We start from the raw sequence: 18,052 nt of genomic DNA, 5'->3' as shown, positions 1-18,052 counted from the left end.
ACGACAACTGAAACGACTGTTTCAGTAAAGCATAATGTCCGGATGACCCCCTCCGCCCGCGCCGATTCCGCCCGCAAGCAGCAGCTCCTGGAGCTGGCCTACGCCCACGTGCTCGACCACGGGCTGGCGGACATGTCCCTGCGGCCCCTGGCCGAGGCGATCGGCAGCAGTCCTCGCGTCCTCCTCTTCCTGTTCGGCAGCAAGGACGCCCTGGTGCAGGCACTGCTCGCGCGGGCCCGGCAGGACGAGACGGGGATGCTCGAAGCCGTGCACCGGGCCCGGCCGGAGCACGGCCTCGCCCGCACGGGCGAGCTGGTGTGGAGCTGGCTGGCCGACCCGGGACACCGCAAGGTCCTCACCCTCTGGGTGGAGGGCTACTCGCGCTCGCTGAGCGGTGGCACGGGACCCTGGGCGGGCTTCGCGGAGCGGACGATCGCCGACTGGCTGGAGGTCTTCGCAGCAGCCCAGCCACCGGCCCGCCGCGACACGCCCGAGGGGCTCGCCGAGCGCACCCTGCTGCTCTCGGTCCTGCGCGGGGCGCTGCTGGACCTCCTGGCGAGCCGTGACGAGCAGCGCACCACTGCGGCCGTGACCGCCCACCTCCGCACCCTGGAGGCCCCCGCCGCCGGCGCACCGGCGCCGGCGCACCGGGACCGGTCCGGGAACGGGTCCGCCGGCCGGACCGACCGCGTCGCCCGGACGATCGCCGCGCCGCGGGCGGCCGTCTACGCCGCCCTCCTCGACCGCGAGTCCCTCGAAGCCTGGCTCCCGCCGGACGGTATGAGCGGGCGGATCGAGCGCTGGGACCCTCGGGCCGGCGGCGGCTTCCGGATGGTCCTCACCTACCTCGATCCCGCCGACAGCCCCGGCAAGACCTCCGACGCGACCGATGTGGTCGACGTACGGTTCACCGGCCTGGTGCCGCCGGAGCGCGTGGTGCAGCAGGCCGTGTTCGAGTCCGGCGACCCGTCGTACGCCGGCACCATGACGATGACCTGGCACCTGGCCGCGTCCGGCGAGGGGACCGAGGGAACCGAGGTGACGGTCACCGCTACGGACGTACCGCCGGGCATCGACCAGGCGGACCACGAGGCGGGCATCGCCTCCTCGCTGGCCCACCTGGCGTCGTACGTCGAAGCGGCCCGATGACCTGGACGCCCCTGAGGCGGCGCTACTTGCTCAGAGAGGTGGCGGCCGTTTCGGTCGTGGGACCCGGCTGGTCCTGCGGTGCGAGCCGCTGCGGCCGGAGGGCGGGGATCAGAGCGGCGACGGCTCCGGACAGCAGGGCGAAGCCGCCGCCCATCAACAGGCCGGTACGGAAGCCCGCCTCGGAGGTGAAGGTGAATCCGCCGGCCGTGGTGGTCATCTGAGCCAGGACGACACCGACGACGGCGGCGCCGACGGAGGTGCCCAGGGAGCGCATGAGGGCGTTGAAGCCGTTGGCCGCGCCGGTTTCCGTCAGGGGTACCGCGCTCATGATCAGAGCGGGCATGGCTCCGTAGGCGAGGGCGACACCGCTGTTGATGACCATGACGGCGACCATCAGCCCGGCGGCCGTGCCGGAGAAGAGGAGCGCGACGCCGTAGCCCGCGGCCAGGACGAGCGCTCCGCAGACGAGGGTGACCTTCGGGCCGTGCGCGTTGGTGAGCTTGCCCCCGAGGGGGGACACGGCCATCATCATCAGCCCGCCGGGGAGCATCCACAGGCCGGCCGCCAGCATGGACTGGCCCAGGCCGTAGCCGGTGGTGGCGGGGAACTGCAGCAGCTGCGGGACCACCAGCATGCCGGCGTACATGCCGAAGCCGATGGCGACCGAGGCGAGGTTGGTCAGCAGGACCCGCGGGCGGACCGTGGTGCGCAGGTCGACCAGCGGGTCGGTGGTGCGCCATTCGAACCACCCCCAGGCGGCCAGGACCACCACGGCGGTGGCGATCAGGCCTAGGGTGGTGGCCGAGCCCCAGCCCCAGTCGGCGCCCTTGGACACGAACAGCAGCAGCGACACCAGGCCTGCCGCGAGGCCCAGCGCGCCGACCACGTCGAAGCGCTGCCCCTTGGCCGCAGCGGGCCCCTCGGGCACGAAGGCCACGATCATGACGGCGACACAGCCGGCGAGCGCCGCGGACCCCCAGAACAGGAAGCGCCAGCTCGCGTACTGGGCGACGGCCGCGGAAACCGGGAGGCCGATGCCGCCGCCGATGCCCATGGAGGCGCTCACGAGGGCGATGGAGGAACTGAGCTTCTCGGCGGGGAGGATGTCACGGAGCAGGGCGATGCCCAGCGGGATCATGCCCATGCCGACGCCTTGCAGGCCCCGCCCGATGACCATCTGGACGACGCCGCCCGCCAGCGCGCACACCACCGATCCGACGATCAGCGGTATGCAGCACGCCAGCAGCATCCGGCGCTTGCCGAGCATGTCGCCCAGGCGCCCGCTGATCGGTACGCACACGCCTGCGACCAGGAGGGTGGCGGTGACGACCCAGGCGGCGTTGGAGTGGGAGGTGTGGAGGATGTTCGGCAGGTCGGCCAGCAGAGGCGTGACCAGTGTCTGCATGACGGCTGCGGCGACGCCCGCGAGTGCGAGCGTCGCGATCACCTTGCCGGTGCGGGGGGCGGCCGTGGGCGGCTGTTGCATGAAGGGTCCTCAGAGCGGGGGCGCGGGCCCGGCCGGCAGGACGGCACGGGGCGCACGAGGTACGGAGGGGTCTGCCCGGCGATGCGTGGGTACGAGGTCGACGGTCGGCGCACACCGCAATCAGTAGTCAACTATCAGTTCGCGGTGTGGGACGTGTCAACCGGATCCGATCGTCGACTATCAGTTGTATTCTCGGCAGCGTGCCGACCGAAAGCCCCAAACCCCTGCGCGCCGACGCCGTGCGCAACATCGAGAAGATCGTCAGAGCGGCACGCGACGTGTACGCCGAGCTGGGACCCGATGCGCCGCTCGACGAGATCGCCCGGCGGGCCGGGGTGGGGATCGCCACGCTCTTCCGCCGCTTCCCCGACAAGGCCGCACTGCTCCGGGCGGTGCTCGACCAGCAGTTCACACAGGACGTCCTCCCCGCCATCGGCCGCGGGCTGGCCGACGAGGACCCCCGGCGCGGCCTGACCGTCGTACTCGAAGCCGCCCTGACCTCGGCGGCCGAAGAACACCACGTGCTGACGGCCGCCCGGAACGCCGGCGTCCTCTCCGCGGAGACCAGCGCCCGGTTCTTCGACGCGCTCGACCCGCTGGTGACCCGGGGGCAGCAGGCCGGGGTGATCCGGGGGGACCTCGTGCCCGACGATCTGAAGAGGATCATGAGCATGCTCGTCAGCGTGCTGTGGACCATGGACCCCGGCGAGGAGGGCTGGCGCCGCTACGTGACCCTGGTCATGGACGGTCTGAGCCCGGCTGCGGCGAGCCCCCTGCCCCACCCGGCTCCCCCACTGCTGCGCCGGCCGCAGGAGTGACCTCATCGGCTCGGGCGGTACGGGTCAGTCCTTGCGGCGTGCGGCCCAGACGGTGCGCTCGGTCCGCACGGCGAGGTCGTCGCGGCGCAGGACGCTCCCGGGGCCGTGGGTGTCGAGCAGCCGGTCCAGCGCCGTGAGGTCCTCGGGGGTCAGCGTGTCCACGATGCCGCGGCGAAGGCGCCGCAGGCTGCCGAGGGCGTACGCGCCGACCGCCTCGCTGCGGGAGCCCTCGATGTTCACGCTGATCACGCGGTCGCCGTCGAGGGCGAACCCGGCCGCGGTGAGCTTCGGTCCCCAGTCGGCGCCGCGGTGGGGCACGTGCTCGGCGTGGTACCTCTCGCTCGCGGTGTGGCAGCGCTCCTCCAGCCCGGGGCGGCCTTCGGGTGCGTCCGCGGGAAGGAAGCGGGGGAAGCCCGCCAGCTCGACGACGGCGAACAGTCCGCCGGGGGCGAGCAGTTCGCGGACCGTGCGCAGGGCCCGGTCCGGGTCGGCCATGTGGTGCATCGAGGCCGAGGCCCACACCAGGTCCGGCGTACCGAGGTCGGGCCACTCGGTCTCGTCGAGGTCGGCCTGCACGGTGCGGACGCGGTCCTCGACGCCGCGGGCGCACGCCTTCTCCCGCAGGCGCTGCAGGTGCGGCGCCGAGGAGTCGACCGCGGTGACGTGCGCTTCGGGGAACCGGTCGAGCAGGGCGAAGGTGCCCGCTCCCGTGCCGCAGCCCAGATCCACGATGTGACGAGGGGGCTCGTTCAGGGGCAGCCACGTGGTGATGTCGGCGATGTGCTCGGCGAGGACGTCCGCGTCCAGGTCGAGGGTCTCCGCCTGGCCCTCGAGGTCGGCCCGGGCGTGGCCGTGCTGGGCATGTCCGTGATCATGGCCGTGCTGGGCGTGGCCCTGGTGGGCGTGGCCGTGCTGGGCGTGGCCGTGCTGGGCGTGGCCGTGCCCGTTGTGGGTGTCGCCGTGCTGGGGTCCGTGCTGTGCGTGGGTCATGGCTCCACGGTAGGGCGGCCATGCGCTTGCCACATTGATCCTTGCTGGTTAGGCAAGAAGATGGCCTCGCGGCGCCCAGGACGCGCAAGACTCCCGCGCCGGACACCCCGTACGGGCCGGGAGGGGCGCCGCCGCACATCCTCACCAACCTGTCACCGACCCGTCCCCTGGGCCGCCGCACCTTCGCCTCCTCCGTCGCCTCCCGCGTCACCGACTCCGCTGTCCCGCTGGTGGCCGCGGCGGGCGTCCCGGTCGAAGATCCCCAGGATGTCGCACGGTCCCCCCTCGGCGCCCATCGCGTGCGGCATCATCGTGGGGAACTCGGCGGCCTGGTTGGTCTCGACCCGGAAGCGGCGGTGCCCCAGCATCAGGATCGCGGTGCCGGACAGGACCACGAGCCATTCGCGACCGGGGTGGGCGCGCATGCGGGAGGGGTTGTCCGGCGGCGGCTCGGTCATGCGCTGGCGAATGACCGTCATGCCCGGCTCACCCTTGATCGGCCAGCGCATCTGCCCGCGGGCGGCGTCGATCATCGGGCTGATGACGACGTCGTCGGTCGCGGTCTCCACGAGCTGGTCCAAGGTGGTGTCCAGCGCGTGGGCGAGCGTGACGAGGCTGTCCAGCGCCAGCCGGCGCTGGCCGTTCTCGATGCGGCTGAGCGTGGACTGGCTGAGCCGGGCACGCGTGGCCAGTTCCTCGAGGGACCAGCCCTGCGCCACCCGCAGCGCGCGGATGCGTTTGCGTACCAGGCTGTCCAGATCGCCGTCTTCTTGCGTCATAGGCAACACTGTATGCCCGTACTGCAAGTCCCGGTTAGCGTTGCGTACAGACGGCCCCGGGCCACTGGGCCGGCACGAAGGAACATCCGGAAAGGAACCCGAGGACATGACCGCGACGACTACCGCATACGCGACCGACGCGCTGCCGGACGGGACCGTCGACGCCGTGGTGATCGGCGGCGGCGCCGCCGGTCTGAACGGTGCGCTGATGCTCGCCCGCTCCCGCCGTTCGGTCGTCGTGATCGACAGCGGCACCCCCCGCAACGCGCCCGCCGAGGGCGTGCACGGCCTGCTCGGCCTGGACGGCACCCCGCCGGCGGACCTGTATGGCCGGGGCCGTGAGGAAGTACGCCGCTACGGCGGCCTCGTCGTCTCCGGCGAGGTCTCCGCCGCCGAGCACGCCGATCCGTCCGCCGAAGGCGACCTGCGCTTCACCGTCACCCTGACCGACGGCCGCGCCCTGACGGCGCGCCGCCTGCTGGTGGCCACCGGCCTGCGTGATGTCCTGCCCGAGCTGCCCGGACTGGCGGAACACTGGGGTCACAGCGTGGTGCACTGCCCGTACTGCCACGGCTGGGAGGTGCGCGACGAGCCGATCGGCGTCCTCGCCACCGGACCCGCATCGGTCCACCACGCCCTGCTGTTCCGTCAGCTCACCGACGACCTCGTCTACTTCACGCACGGCACCGAGCTGGACGACGAGACCCGTGCGCGCTTCGCCGCACGCGCCATCCGCATCATCGACACCCCGGCCGAAGAGGTCGTGGGGGACGGCGACGGCGGCATCCGCGGCGTGCGCCTGGCCGACGGAGCGGTCGTCGACCGCCGCGTCCTCGCGGTGGCGACCGCGCTCGTGGCCCGTACCGAGGGCCTGGCGGGCCTGGGCCTGCCGATGGAGGAACTGCCCGGCGGCGGCCGCCGCTTCGTCTCCGGCGCGGCCGGCGCCACCGACGTGCCGGGGGTGTGGGTGGCAGGCAACGTCACCGACCCGATCGCCCAGGTCGGGGCCTCCGCCGCGGCCGGGGCGCTGGCCGGCGCGCACATCAACGCACTCCTCGCCGTCGCCGACACCGACGCGGCGGTCGCGACCCTCGCCCCGGCAGGGACCGCCGCCCCCGCCTGAGGCCGTCGGGCGGGCGCGCGCGAGCGCCGGGGCTCCAGGGCGGCAGCCTCCCCCAGGGAGCCGCCGACTCCGCACGCGAGGGCGTCGCCGTCATGGGCGTCCTGTTCCTCTACGTACTCGCCCTCGGCCTCGGGGCGAGGAGTCCTGTCCCGGCGCCCGCCCCGGATCCGGCGGCGGACCCCGAGGTCCTCTCCGTGAGGTGACGGGGAGAAATATCCTCCTATGTCATCATCGAGTTCATGAGTGAAGTCGAGACCCTCCCCCTGCGACTGACCCACCTCGATGCCGTTCTCGATCTCGGCTACCGGGCCTTCGACGTGAAGGCGATGCCTTACACCTCCTGGTCGCTGTCCTCGGTCGCGGCGCACTGGGACGCTCAGCCGGACGCCTGCTGGATCGCCCGTGACGAGGAGGGGCTGCTCGGTTTCGTCCTCGGATCGCTGTCCTACGACGAGCGCGAGGACTGGGGCTACCTCGAGTGGATCGCCCTGGAGGAACGCGCCCGGGGCCGGGGAGTCGCGAGTTCCCTGGTCGAGCACTGCTGCGCCGCGCTCTTCGCTGCGGGAGCGTCCCGGATCATCACGGACGTGGAGAGCGGCAACGCGGCTTCCGCCGCGATGATGCGGCGCAACGGGTTCAGCGAGAAGGTCACCGTCACCCTCTTCGTCCGCCCGAACCCGCGGGAAGACGCCGCCGCGGCCTCGTACTCCCCCCAGGATCCGGCCAGGTCCCGGCTGCGCCGCGCCGCCCGGGCCGCGGGAGGAGCGGCAGGCTCAGGCGCGGCAGGCTCAGGCCCGCTCACGTAGGCCCGCTCATGTAGACCCGCTCACACAGGCCCGCTCACACGGGCGTCCGGTCCGGCATACCCGTAGGCCGCAGGGCCGCGAGCCCCGCCCCGCCCGGCGGGTGCGCGCGACCGGACGTGCGCCTGCGCGCCTCCGCGCGCCCCCGCAGCAGGGATGGCCGCGCACCGGAGCTCCCCCGAACATGAACTGCCGCCATCATCCGGAGCAATTCGGCCATCACGGGGGAACCATGGGACGACGCTGGCTGGTCACGGGATGCTCCTCGGGGCTCGGGCACGCGCTGGCGACCGCGGCGGCCCGGGCCGGGGACGAACTGGCCGTCACCGCCCGCAAGACCGCCGACCTGGAGGATCTGGCCGCCGCCTGGCCCGGCCGGATCGTGCCGATCCCGCTCGAACTGCGGGACGACGCCTCCTGCGAGGAGGCCGTCCGCACCGCGGCCGAGCGCCTGGGAGGCATCGACGTCCTCGTCAACAACGCCGCCGTCGGGCTGTTCGGCGCGGTCGAGGAGGTCTCGGACGCCGAACTCCGGGACCAGTTGGAGACCCTGGTCGTCGGCCCCTGGCGGCTCGCGCGCCTCGTCCTGCCGCTGATGCGGGCCCAGGGGCACGGCCACATCCTCAACGTCTCCTCCGTGGTCGGCCGGATGGCCTTCCCCGGTCTGGCGGCCTACACCGCCGGGAAGCACGCCCTCGAAGGCATGAGTCGGACCCTCGCGATGGAAGCGGCTCCCCACAACATCCGCGTCACCGTCATCGAGCCGGGCATGTTCGCTACGCGCTACGGCACCTCCATGGCCGAAGCCGCCCACCGGGTCCCTGCCTACGACGCCACCAACCGCGAGATGCTCGAAGGGGCCCGGGGCCTCGCGGACAGCCCCGAGACCGGACGCCCGGAGTACTTCGCGGACCGGGTCCTGGACATCGTCGCCGCCGGGGGTCCCACACCCCTGCGGATCCCCGTCGGCGACGACGCCTACGGCTACATCGACGCGTCGGACGAGGCGGACCGCACCGATCACGCCGCGGCCCGCCTGCTCGTCCAGGGCCCGCCCCAGGTCTGACGGCGGGGCCGCGGGGCAGTCGGATCGCATGCGTGAGGGGGTGGTGGCGCCGTGGCGCCACCACCCCCTCACGTCATCTCACCTCGTGTCGCGTCAGCGGAGGCCCGCCTGATTGCGCATGGTGACCTTGCCGTTCTCGAAGAAGAAGCTCGCGGCGCCGAAGGTGCTGGCCTGCTCGCAGTCGTAGATCGACATGCTGTCGGTGCGGGTGTGGGACTGCGCGACGCGCACGCAGGTGCCCTTGCCGGCGATCTCGTGCATCTGGCTGATCGTGCTGCCGACCTTGATCTTGCTGTACTTGGTCTTGGTCATCTTGCCGTTGGACGTCAGGCCGTCCAGGAAGACCTGGCTCTTGATCTCCAGCTTGCCGTTCACGAAGTCGAACGAAGCGCTGCTGTAGGCCTTGTTGCCCTTGCACTCGTAGTGCCGGTAGGAAACGCCACCGGAGTCGTCGCGGCTCTTGAGCTTGCAGGCGCCACTGTCGGCGATGCTGTGCATCTTCGACGTGGTGGTGCCGATCTTGATCAGGTCGTACTCGGCCTTGCTGATCGTGGCGGTGGTGGTGGCGGCGCTCGCGCTCGGTGCGGCGACGAATGCCAGGCCGGCGGCCAGTACGGGCGCGGCGAGCAGGTGCATGCGGGACATCGGGATTCCCCCCAGAATCAAGTCCTGCCTGTGCAGGACTTGATCATGGTGCCAAAGCCAGACACACGCAGGAAAGTCTTCATATGTTGCAGTTTCAACACGACGGTGAACGTGCCCCACCGTCACCACCCGTCGCCTGCGATCCCCCTTGCCCCGGCAGGCAGGACAGCCGGCCGGGGACAGCCCTGAGGACCGGTCACTTTCGCCAGAACAGGTGGTGCGTCACGCCGCTCGGGCTGGGAACGACCTCGAGGTGGAAGCGGTCGAGCAGCTCATCGGGGGACTCCCAGAGCCGTACTCCGGACCCGAGCTTCACCGGCGAGACCGCCACGTGCAGGGTGTCGACGAGGTCGGCGTCAAGGAACTCCCTGATGGTGGTGGCCCCGCCACCGAGCCGGACGTCCTTGCCCTGCGCCGCCTCCCGTGCCAGTTCGAGGACCGCGGCCGGGTCACCGCCGACGAAATGGAACGTGGTGTCGGAGAGCGTGAACGAAGGGCGCTCGTGGTGGGTCATCACGAACACCGGGGTGCGGAACGGGGGCTCGGCACCCCACCAGCCGCGCCAGTCGTGGTCTTCCCAGGGCCCGCGCTGGGGTCCGAATTTGTTGCGGCCCATGATCTCGGCGCCGATGTTGCGTGCGTAGTCCCGCGTCAGGTAGTCATCGAGGCCCCGGCTCCCTCCGGGGTCGGTGCGCATGGGCCAGCTCGCAGTGGCGCCGGCCCAGGAGAACAGCCTCTCGGGATCGACATGACCGAATGGCCTCTCGAGGGTCTGGTCCTCACCGGCACCGATCCCGTCACTCGAGACGTTGAAGTTCTGGACTCTCAGCAGCTGAGTCACGTGCTCCTCCTGTGTTGTCGACAACGATGGTGAGACTTGCCGGGCCGGGAAAACTCATCGCTGCGTTCACGACCGGTCAGAAACGGGGTACCCAGAGTCGGCCCCGGCCCCCGCCGGTGGAGGGATTCATCACGCGATCGGGCGGTCCGTTCCTAGGCGGACCTGCGGCGCAGAGCCATGCGCGACGTACGGTGCGGATGCCGCGGCGGTCGCCGCCGGGCCCAGCAGCAGCCCGGCGAGCACGAAGAGCGGTACGAGTGTGGACACCGCCGTACGGGGCCGCTTCCTCGGCCTGCCGCGCTCCACATCCGTGCACCCGCGATCCGCGCACCCGCGATCAGCCCCACACCTACGGTGCGGGGGTCACGGGTGACTGTGGAGCAGGGACCGGGGATTCGTCCGGGACGGGCGCGTCGCCTGCGGCGCGGGTGTCGTCTTCCTCCGTGCGCGGCCAGTACCGTCCTTCGAGGGCCTCGGCGCTGCGGTTGAGCCGGACCAGGACGTCCTCCAGCTCCCGCACTTCCTCAGGGGACCAGCCGGCGACCACCCGGGCCAGGCAGGACTGGTTGACCTCGCGGTCTTCGGCGAGCCTGCGCCCGCCTTCAGCGGTGATGCACAGCTTGCGGGCCATGCCGCCTTCCGGGTCGAAGACGCGCTCGGCCAGTCCGCAGCGCAGCAGTGCGGCCGTCTGGCGGTTCACGGTCGAGGTGTCGAGTCCGAAGGCCTCCGACAACTGCCCGATCGACATGGGGCCTTGTGTGTCGATCCGGCTGAGCAGGAGGTACGCCGACCGCTCCAGGCGTTCGGGATCACGCTCGCGCCGGGCCAGCACCTGGTGCCGCGAAAGCAGCATCAGCTCCCGCTCCAGCTTCTCCAGCACTGAGCCTCCCCGCTCCTTCCGACGCCCCATTATCGCGGACCCGTGAACCCGGGGAGCGGCGGACCCCCGTACGGCCCGGCCTGCGGGCGCCGCCGTACGACGCCGGACCTGGCGATATGCATGATACATAGCCTATGTATCATGCACTTCTCGTTGTCACCCGACGAGCCACAGCTCCAACCCGGAGGACCAGCCCTCATGACCGTCACCACGTCCACCGCCTCCCGCGCGGCGGAGATCCTGTCCCGGCCCGTCAAGCTGAACGGCCTGACCGTCCCCAACCGCATCGCGATGGCACCGATGACGCGGATGTTCTCCCCCGGCGGCGTGCCCGGCGAGGACGTGCGGGCGTACTACGCCAGCCGGGCCGCCGCGGGTGTGGGCTTGATCGTCACCGAGGGCACCTACGTCGGTCACGACTCCGCCGGGCAGAGCGACCGGGTGCCGCGGTTCCACGGCGAGGACCAGCTGGCAGGGTGGGCGAAGGTCGCCGCGGCCGTGCACGAGGCGGGCGGCACGATCGTGCCCCAGCTGTGGCACATAGGCATGGTGCGCAAGCAGGGCGAGGCACCGTATGCCGAGGCCCCCGCCGTCGGCCCCTCCGGCATCCGCGTCGACGGCACCGAGGGGACCGGCAGGGCGATGACCCGCACCGACCTCGACGACGTCATCGGCGCGTTCGCCGACGCCGCCGCGGAGGCCGCGCGGATCGGCTTCGACGGCGTCGAACTGCACGGCGCCCACGGCTACCTGCTCGACCAGTTCCTGTGGGAGCGGACCAACCGCCGCACCGACGTCTACGGCGGCAACGCGGTGGCCCGTACGAAGTTCGCCGCGGAGATCGTGGCCGCGGTCCGTGAACGCGTACCGGCCGACTTCCCGGTGATCTTCCGCTACTCCCAGTGGAAGCAGGAGGCTTACGACGCACGGCTCGCGCAGACCCCTGAGGAGCTGGAGGCCATCCTGACCCCGCTGGCGGCGGCCGGTGTCGACGCGTTCCACGCCTCCACCCGGCGCTACTGGCTCCCGGAGTTCGAGGGATCTGACCTGAACCTGGCGGGCTGGACCAAGAAGCTCACCGGCCGGCCCGCCATCACCGTCGGCTCGGTCGGCCTCGACGGCGACTTCATCCACGCCTTCGTCGGCGAGGGTGCCGCGCTCGGCGACATCGACAACCTCCTCGACCGCATGGAACGCGACGAGTTCGACATGGTCGCCGTCGGCCGGGCGCTGCTCCAGGACCCGCAGTGGGCTGCGAAGGTCCTCGGCAACCGCTTCGACGAGCTGAAGCCGTACGACGCGGCGGCCCTGCGGTCGCTGAGCCGATAGCCGGCCGGCTCCACCTTCGTCGGCCGGGCCGTCGGCGCGTACGACCGCGTACTACCTGGGGAGTACGTCTGAAACGCTACGCCGGAGTGACGCCCGGCAGGCGGGGCGCCGCCTAACGTGGGCGGTATGGAAGAGCAGCGCGAGCGCCCGGGGGTTCCTCCGTGGCAGCGATGGGTGGAGCGGACCGGGCGGGGACCGGCCTGGCGCTCCTCGCTGCTCGTGGCCGCCTTCGCCCAGGTCGGCTCGGGGTGGGCCGCGCAGCAACAGAGCGGGCGGGTGGCTCTGGACGCGTTCGCGCGGCTCCTGCTGCTGCTCGGGCCCCTGCTGCTCGTGTGGCGACACCAGTACCCGGTGGCCGTGGCGTACGGGGTCAGCGTCGTCACCCTGGTGTACATCGGCGCCGGGTTCCCGTACGGCCCGGTGTTCATCAGCCTGGCCCTGGCCTGCTTCGCCGCGGTCGTCGCCGGACGCCGCAGAGCCGCCTGGGGTGCCGTGGGGCTGCTCTGGGCCGGCCATCTGCTCATCGGGCACTGGCTCTACCGCCGGCTGCCGCCCGCCGGGGACGGCCCCGCGCCCTGGGCGCAGGAAGTGGGCATCACCGCGTGGGTCCTTGCCATCCTCGCCGTCTCCGAGCTGGTCCGCATACGCCGGGAGCAGTGGGCCCTCGCCCGGGCCGAGCGGTCGGCGGCCGAGAAGCGCCGGGTGAACGAGGAGCGGCTGCGCATCGCCCGCGAGCTGCACGACGTCCTCGCCCACAGCATCTCGGTGATCAACGTCCAGGCGGGAGTGGGGCTCGCCCTCCTCGACTCCGACCCCGAGCAGGCCCGCTCGGCGCTGACCACCATCAAGGCGGCCAGCAAGGAGGCGTTGGGCGAGGTCCGGCAGGTGCTCGACACCCTGCGCACTCCCGGCGACGCACCCCGCGCGCCCGCACCCGGTCTCGACCGGCTCCCGGAGCTCGCCGAGCAGGCTGCCGCGGCCGGGCTGACCGTCGACATCGCGGCAAGCGGGGATCCCCGGGCGCTGGCGCCCGGCGCGGACCTCGCCGCCTTCCGCATCCTGCAGGAGGCGCTGACCAACGTCGTACGGCATTCCGGTTCACGCGGCGCCCGCATCCACCTCTCCTGGGAGCCCCGCGTCCTGGAGTTGCGCGTGGACGACGACGGGCCGGCCACGGGCGATCCGGCGGGCGGCAGCGGCACCGGTCTCGTGGGCATGCGCGAGCGGGCCGCGGCCCTCGGTGGCACCATCGAGGCCGGCCCACGCACCGACGGCGGCTTCCGCGTACTTGCCAGGCTCCCGCTGAAGGCCGTCCCGTCCCAGGAGGATCCGTGATCCGTGTTCTGCTCGCCGACGACCAGCTCCTCGTCCGGGCGGGGTTCCGGGCCCTGCTCGACGCGCAGAAGGACATCGAGGTGGCGGGAGAGGCCGCCGACGGCGACGAGGCCGTGCGCCTGGTGCGCGAGCTGCGTCCGGACGTTGTCCTCATGGACATCCGGATGCCGGTGTGCGACGGGCTCGCCGCCACCCGGCGGATCACCGAGGACGCGGCGCTGGCGGACGTCAGGGTGGTCATGCTGACCACTTTCGAGCTCGACGAGTACGTCTTCGAGGCGCTCCGGTCCGGCGCCTCGGGCTTTCTGGTCAAGGACACCGAACCGGAGGAACTGCTGCGGGCGGTCAGGGCGGTGGTGGAGGGCGACGCGTTGCTGTCCCCAGGTGTCACGCGCCGCCTGATCGCGGAGTTCGCGGCCCGCTCCAAGCAGCCCGCCGCCGACGAGGCGGGACTGGGCATGGACCGGCTCACCGAGCGGGAGCGCGAGGTGATGGCGCTGGTCGGCCTGGGTCTGTCCAATGAGGAGATCGCCCGCCGCCTGGTCGTCAGCCCGCTCACCGCGAAGACGCACGTCAGCCGGACGATGGTGAAGCTCGGCGCCCGTGACCGTGCCCAGCTGGTCGTCATGGCCTACGAGTCGGGGCTGGTGCGGCCCGGCTGGCTCGGCTGACTCCCCCGACCTGCCCTCGTACTCCCCCCGTGGTAGGCGCGGTGCAGCCGGCCGTACGACGACCGGGACCCCCTCCCGGCGCCAGTCTCGGAGCGTGACGCAAACGTCCACGCTTCCGAGGAGCTGAACCGAGATGAACACCCTCACCACCCTCGCGCACGACGGGCCCGGCCCGTGGATCCTGTTCTTCCCGCTGATCTGGGCGGCCGTTGTCGTCGGCGCCGTCACCGTGCTGCGCCGCACCGTGTGGCGCGGCCGCCGGGCACCGTGGCAGGCCCGCGGCGCCGCGTACGGCGCGCAGTCCCCGATCTCGATCCTCGGCCGGCGCTTCGCCTCCGGCGAGATCGACGAGGACGAGTACTGGCGGCGGCTGTCCGTCCTGGACGAGCAGTTCGGCCGCTCCTCCCAGGGCGGTGCGGCATGAGGACCGCCACCGTGCCGGGCGGCGACGACGGCGTCGCCGCCGCCCGGGTCGTCGATGCCGTGAAGGTCTACGGTCGGGGCGACACCGAGGTCCGGGCCCTGGACGGGGTGAGCGTCGACTTCCCGGCCGGCCGCTTCACCGCGATCATGGGACCCTCCGGTTCCGGCAAGTCCACCCTGATGCACTGCGCCGCCGGTCTCGACACCCTCACCTCCGGAGCCGCTTTCATCGGCGGTACGAGCCTCGGCGCACTCGACGACCGGAGGCTCACCCTGCTGCGCCGCGAGCGCGTCGGCTTCGTCTTCCAGGCCTTCAACCTGATTCCCACGCTCACCGTCGCCGAGAACATCACGCTCCCCCAAGACCTCGCGGGCGGCCGCGCGGATGGTGCCTGGCTCGACGGCCTCATCGACGTCGTCGGGCTGCGCGACCGGCTGCACCACCGGCCCGCCGAGCTGTCCGGCGGCCAGCAGCAGCGCGTCGCCGTGGCCCGCGCCCTCGCCGGCAGGCCCGATGTCGTCTTCGCCGACGAGCCGACCGGCAACCTCGACTCCCGTTCGGGCGAGGAGGTGCTCGGGCTGCTGGGCCGGGCGGTCCGCGAGATGAACCGTACGGTCGTCATGGTCACCCACGACCCGGTGGCCGCCGCCCATGCCGACGAGGTCGTCTTCCTCGCCGACGGGCGGCTGGTCGACCGGATGGAGGGTCCCACCGCGGACCGCGTCCTGGACCGGCTCAAGTCCTTCGACGCCCGCCCGCTGACGGCGGCGGCCCTGCGGGAGGAGTCATGAGCACGAGCAGTGCCCGCACCGTGCTGCGGCTCAGTACGGCCTCCCTGCGTGCGCACAAGCGGCGGTTCGCCGGGACCTTCATGGCCGTGCTGCTCGGCGTGGCCTTCCTCGCCGGGACGCTCGTCATGGGCGACACCCTCCGCGCGAGCTTCGACAGCATGTTCGCCGGCGCGACGAGCGGTACCGACGCGGTGGTCCGCAGTTCGCGTGTCGTGACCGTCCCGGGTGAGGCCCAGGGCGCCCGGCAGCCCGTACCGACCGCACTCGTGGAGGAGATCCGGCGCACCCCGGGCGTGGCCGCCGCCGCTCCCGCCATTCAGGGCGCGGGGCAGCTCGTCGGCTCCGACGGCGAACCGATCGGCGGCCAGGGGCCGCCCACGCTCGCCGGGAACTGGATCGCGGACCCTGAACTCAATCCGTACCGGCTCGCGGAGGGCCGGGTGCCGGAGCGGACCGGGGAGGTCGTGGTCAACCGGGCCACCGCGGACAAGGGCGGGCTGAAGCTCGGCGACACGACGGTGCTGCGTACGCCCGATCCGGTTCCGGTGACGGTCGTCGGCCTGGCCACCTTCGGCGGCGCGGACGGCATGGCGCAGGTCACGTACACGGGGATGACCCAGGCGGACGCGGAGAAGTACCTGACGCCGGCGCCCGGCCAGGCGGCGTCCATCCAGGTGCGCGCCGGTCCGGGGACCAGCCAGGGCGAGCTGGTGGAGGCGCTCACCGCGGTGCTGCCGCAGGGCGTCGAGGCGATCACCGGAGAGGAATCGGCCCAGGAGAACACCGACATGATCTCCGGTCAGTTCCTGACCCTGTTCACCACCATGCTGCTCGTCTTCTCGGGCATCGCCCTGCTCGTCGCCACCTTCAGCATCTACAACACCTTCGCGATCGTCGTCGCCCAGCGCACCCGCGAGAACGCCCTGCTGCGCGCTCTGGGTGCCTCCCGGCGTCAGGTCGTCGGAGGCACGCTGGCCGAGGCCGCCGTCGTCGCTTTCATCGCCTCGGCCGCCGGGCTGCTCGGCGGCGTCGGCTTCGCCGCGGGGCTCCAGGCGCTCTTCCCCGCCATCGGATTCCCCTTCCCCGAAGGGGAGTTGGTGATCAGCGGCCTGTCGATGCTGGTTCCCCTCGCCGTAGGGGTCGTCGTCTGCCTCGGCTCGGCCGTGCTGCCGGCCCTACGGGCCGGGCGTACGGCGCCGCTGGCCGCGCTGCTCGACAGCGCGGTGGACCACTCGGGCGCCTCGCGGTCCCGTACGGTCACCGGCGGGGCGCTGGGCACGGCCGGCATCGGCCTGATCCTGACCGGGGTCCTCGCCGTGCCGTCGCTGTGGCTGTCCGGGGCGGGCGCTGCGCTGGCGACGGCCTCGTTCGTCGTACTGGGTCCGGTGGCGTCCTCCGCCGCCGTGCACCTGCTCGGCCGTCCGCTGGAGCGGCTGCGTGGGGTGACCGGCGCCCTGGCGGTGCGCAACGCACGGCGGAGTCCCAAACGGACCGCGTCCACGGCGACCGCGCTGATGATCGGCGTCGCCGTCGTCTCCCTCTTCACCGTCTTCGGCGCGTCCCTGAAGGCGACCATGGACCGGACCGTGTCGCGTTCCTTCGCCGGGGACGTGGCCATCAGTGCCCCGGCCTTCGGCGCGGGCGGCAGCGGACTGAGTCCGAAGCTGGCGCCTGCCGTCGCGGCGCTGCCCGAGGTGGCGGTCGCGGTGGGCCTGGGCAAGGGGGTCGCGGAGGTCGACGGCGAGGGGCGGGCGCTGACCGTCACCGAACCGGCCGCTCTCGCGGTCGGCCTCGACCTGGGCACGGTGGCGGGAGGGTTCGACGCGCTGGGGCCGGACGGGATCGCGGTGTCCGAGAAGGAGGCCTCGCGTCACGGATGGCGGCCCGGCAGCACGGTCGAACTCACCTTCGCCGACGGGCAGGAGCAGCCCTTCACGATCCGCGCGGTGTACGAGCGGACGGAGCTGGCCGGCGACTACGTCATCACGCGGGCGGCCTGGGCGCCGCACCGGGCGCAGGACACGGACTCGCTGGTGACCGTCACCTTCAAGGACGGGGTGTCGGCCGCGGCCGGTGTGGCGGCGGTCGAGAAGACGGCCGATCTGTACGGCGGCCCCGAGGTACAGACGCGCGACGCGTACGCGCAGTCGTCGGCGGGCGGCATCGACATGATGCTCACGCTCGTCTACGCGCTGCTCGCCCTCGCCGTGCTGATCGCTCTCCTGGGCATCGCCAACACGCTGACCCTCGCCGTCCACGAGCGCACCCGCGAACTGGGGCTGCTCCGGGCGGTCGGCCAGACCAGGGCGCAGCTGCGGGCCATGGTCCGCTGGGAGTCCGTCCTGGTCGCCGGGTTCGGCACGGCCGGCGGCATGGCGCTGGGCGGCGTCCTCGGGTGGGTCCTGGTGAAGGCCTCGGACGGGGCGAGCGACAGTGCGTTCGCGTTCGCCGTCCCGCCGCTGCAGCTCGCGATCGTCGCCCTGGTGGGCGTGGCGGCGGGTGTCCTCGCGGGTTGGCGCCCGGCGCGCCGTGCGGCGCGGCTGGACATCCTGCGCGCGGTCGCGACCGACTAGCCGGTCAGCAAGGTGACGGTCTCGACGGCCCAGCGGCGGATGGTGGGTGCGGATACTGGTTTGCGACGACGGCGACGGCGACGGGACCTCGACCACTACCGTGTGATGCAGGGCTACGCCGGCGGCATCGGCTGGGCCCCGAGGCCCGCTCGGACACCGGACCGCGGAAGAGCTGCGGCACCAACGCCCCGTAGGAGACCCTCATGGCCGGTCAGCCACACGAACGCCACCCCCGAGAAGGCCGGCCGCTCGGTGAGCGGTCCGCCCTGCAAGGGCCCGGCAGCGTCTCGTACTCCGATGCGACTCCTCTCCGGCAGCGCCTGGTCCGGCGGCTACGGGACCTGCTGGG

Annotated in this window: 18 protein-coding genes; 11 read left to right on the top strand and 7 right to left on the bottom strand. The window is 72.4% G+C overall.

All coding sequences use genetic code 11. From position 1 onward, the window contains the following. The first annotated feature begins 42 nt into the window (after positions 1–42). Positions 43–1,149, top strand: coding sequence for an SRPBCC domain-containing protein (locus MTF69_RS22115; protein WP_243336846.1), 1,107 nt, complete (start codon positions 43–45; stop codon positions 1,147–1,149). 22 nt (positions 1,150–1,171) lie between these two features. Here MTF69_RS22115 and MTF69_RS22110 read toward each other — a convergent pair whose 3' ends face one another. Beyond that, entirely contained in the window at positions 1,172–2,635 is a 1,464-nt protein-coding gene (locus MTF69_RS22110; RefSeq protein WP_243336844.1) for an MFS transporter, read from the bottom strand. 200 nt (positions 2,636–2,835) lie between these two features. Here MTF69_RS22110 and MTF69_RS22105 point away from each other — a divergent pair, with 200 nt between their 5' ends. After that, positions 2,836–3,453 carry a TetR/AcrR family transcriptional regulator gene (locus MTF69_RS22105; protein ID WP_243336842.1) on the top strand — a complete coding sequence of 206 codons (618 nt, stop codon included), beginning with the start codon at positions 2,836–2,838 and terminating at the stop codon, positions 3,451–3,453. Between the two features lie 24 nt (positions 3,454–3,477). Here MTF69_RS22105 and MTF69_RS22100 read toward each other — a convergent pair whose 3' ends face one another. After that, entirely contained in the window at positions 3,478–4,443 is a 966-nt protein-coding gene (locus tag MTF69_RS22100) for a trans-aconitate 2-methyltransferase (protein WP_243336840.1), read from the bottom strand. Between the two features lie 152 nt (positions 4,444–4,595). Further along, positions 4,596–5,222: a helix-turn-helix domain-containing protein gene (locus tag MTF69_RS22095; protein ID WP_243336837.1), complete on the bottom strand. Its 627-nt coding sequence runs from the start codon at positions 5,220–5,222 to the stop codon at positions 4,596–4,598. A 106-nt stretch (positions 5,223–5,328) separates the two neighbouring features. On the opposite strand from MTF69_RS22095, the gene MTF69_RS22090 reads away from it, so the two are divergent. From MTF69_RS22090 to MTF69_RS22080, 3 genes are all read left to right on the top strand, one after another. Beyond that, positions 5,329–6,345 (top strand): NAD(P)/FAD-dependent oxidoreductase, encoded by a 1,017-nt coding sequence (locus MTF69_RS22090; protein ID WP_243336836.1) that lies wholly within the window; start codon positions 5,329–5,331, stop codon positions 6,343–6,345. 239 nt (positions 6,346–6,584) lie between these two features. Continuing rightward, positions 6,585–7,151, top strand: coding sequence for a GNAT family N-acetyltransferase (locus MTF69_RS22085; RefSeq protein ID WP_243336834.1), 567 nt, complete (start codon positions 6,585–6,587; stop codon positions 7,149–7,151). A gap of 229 nt (positions 7,152–7,380) precedes the next feature. Beyond that, on the top strand, positions 7,381–8,214 hold the full coding sequence (locus MTF69_RS22080) for an SDR family oxidoreductase (protein WP_243336832.1): 834 nt from the start codon (positions 7,381–7,383) through the stop codon (positions 8,212–8,214). A 93-nt stretch (positions 8,215–8,307) separates the two neighbouring features. Here MTF69_RS22080 and MTF69_RS22075 read toward each other — a convergent pair whose 3' ends face one another. The 4 genes from MTF69_RS22075 to MTF69_RS22060 all read right to left on the bottom strand — a co-directional run bounded on the left by MTF69_RS22075 (position 8,308) and on the right by MTF69_RS22060 (position 10,610). Next, complete coding sequence (locus tag MTF69_RS22075) at positions 8,308–8,859, bottom strand: hypothetical protein (RefSeq protein WP_243336830.1); 552 nt, start codon at positions 8,857–8,859, stop codon at positions 8,308–8,310. A 196-nt stretch (positions 8,860–9,055) separates the two neighbouring features. Next, positions 9,056–9,700 (bottom strand): dihydrofolate reductase family protein, encoded by a 645-nt coding sequence (locus MTF69_RS22070; protein ID WP_243336828.1) that lies wholly within the window; start codon positions 9,698–9,700, stop codon positions 9,056–9,058. Positions 9,701–9,829: 129 nt separating this feature from the next. After that, positions 9,830–9,967 carry a hypothetical protein gene (locus tag MTF69_RS22065; protein WP_243336826.1) on the bottom strand — a complete coding sequence of 46 codons (138 nt, stop codon included), beginning with the start codon at positions 9,965–9,967 and terminating at the stop codon, positions 9,830–9,832. Between the two features lie 82 nt (positions 9,968–10,049). Next, a complete protein-coding gene (locus MTF69_RS22060) occupies positions 10,050–10,610 on the bottom strand; it encodes a MarR family winged helix-turn-helix transcriptional regulator (RefSeq protein WP_243336825.1) in 561 nt (186 codons plus the stop codon). A 168-nt stretch (positions 10,611–10,778) separates the two neighbouring features. On the opposite strand from MTF69_RS22060, the gene MTF69_RS22055 reads away from it, so the two are divergent. From MTF69_RS22055 to MTF69_RS22030, 6 genes are all read left to right on the top strand, one after another. Next, complete coding sequence (locus MTF69_RS22055) at positions 10,779–11,909, top strand: NADH:flavin oxidoreductase (RefSeq protein WP_243336824.1); 1,131 nt, start codon at positions 10,779–10,781, stop codon at positions 11,907–11,909. Positions 11,910–12,035: 126 nt separating this feature from the next. Further along, entirely contained in the window at positions 12,036–13,244 is a 1,209-nt protein-coding gene (locus MTF69_RS22050) for a sensor histidine kinase (protein ID WP_243336823.1), read from the top strand. After that, positions 13,241–13,915 carry a response regulator transcription factor gene (locus MTF69_RS22045; RefSeq protein WP_243336822.1) on the top strand — a complete coding sequence of 225 codons (675 nt, stop codon included), beginning with the start codon at positions 13,241–13,243 and terminating at the stop codon, positions 13,913–13,915. Before MTF69_RS22050 ends, MTF69_RS22045 begins: the two co-directional genes overlap by 4 nt. Before the next feature lie 133 nt (positions 13,916–14,048). After that, positions 14,049–14,339, top strand: coding sequence for an SHOCT domain-containing protein (locus MTF69_RS22040; RefSeq protein WP_243336821.1), 291 nt, complete (start codon positions 14,049–14,051; stop codon positions 14,337–14,339). After that, the gene (locus MTF69_RS22035) at positions 14,336–15,130 is read left to right on the top strand and encodes an ABC transporter ATP-binding protein (protein ID WP_243336820.1); all 795 of its coding nucleotides are present in this window, start codon (positions 14,336–14,338) and stop codon (positions 15,128–15,130) included. The genes MTF69_RS22040 and MTF69_RS22035 overlap by 4 nt, the downstream gene beginning before the upstream one ends. Further along, positions 15,127–17,703 carry an ABC transporter permease gene (locus MTF69_RS22030; RefSeq protein WP_243336819.1) on the top strand — a complete coding sequence of 859 codons (2,577 nt, stop codon included), beginning with the start codon at positions 15,127–15,129 and terminating at the stop codon, positions 17,701–17,703. The genes MTF69_RS22035 and MTF69_RS22030 overlap by 4 nt, the downstream gene beginning before the upstream one ends. Positions 17,704–18,052: the final 349 nt, after the last annotated feature.

The sequence above is a fragment of the Streptomyces sp. AP-93 genome, from assembly GCF_022808175.1.
In the GTDB taxonomy this organism is placed as follows: Bacteria; Actinomycetota; Actinomycetes; order Streptomycetales; family Streptomycetaceae; genus Streptomyces.
The sequence above is the reverse complement of the archived record's forward strand: the minus strand, read 5'-3'. Positions and strand labels throughout refer to the sequence as shown.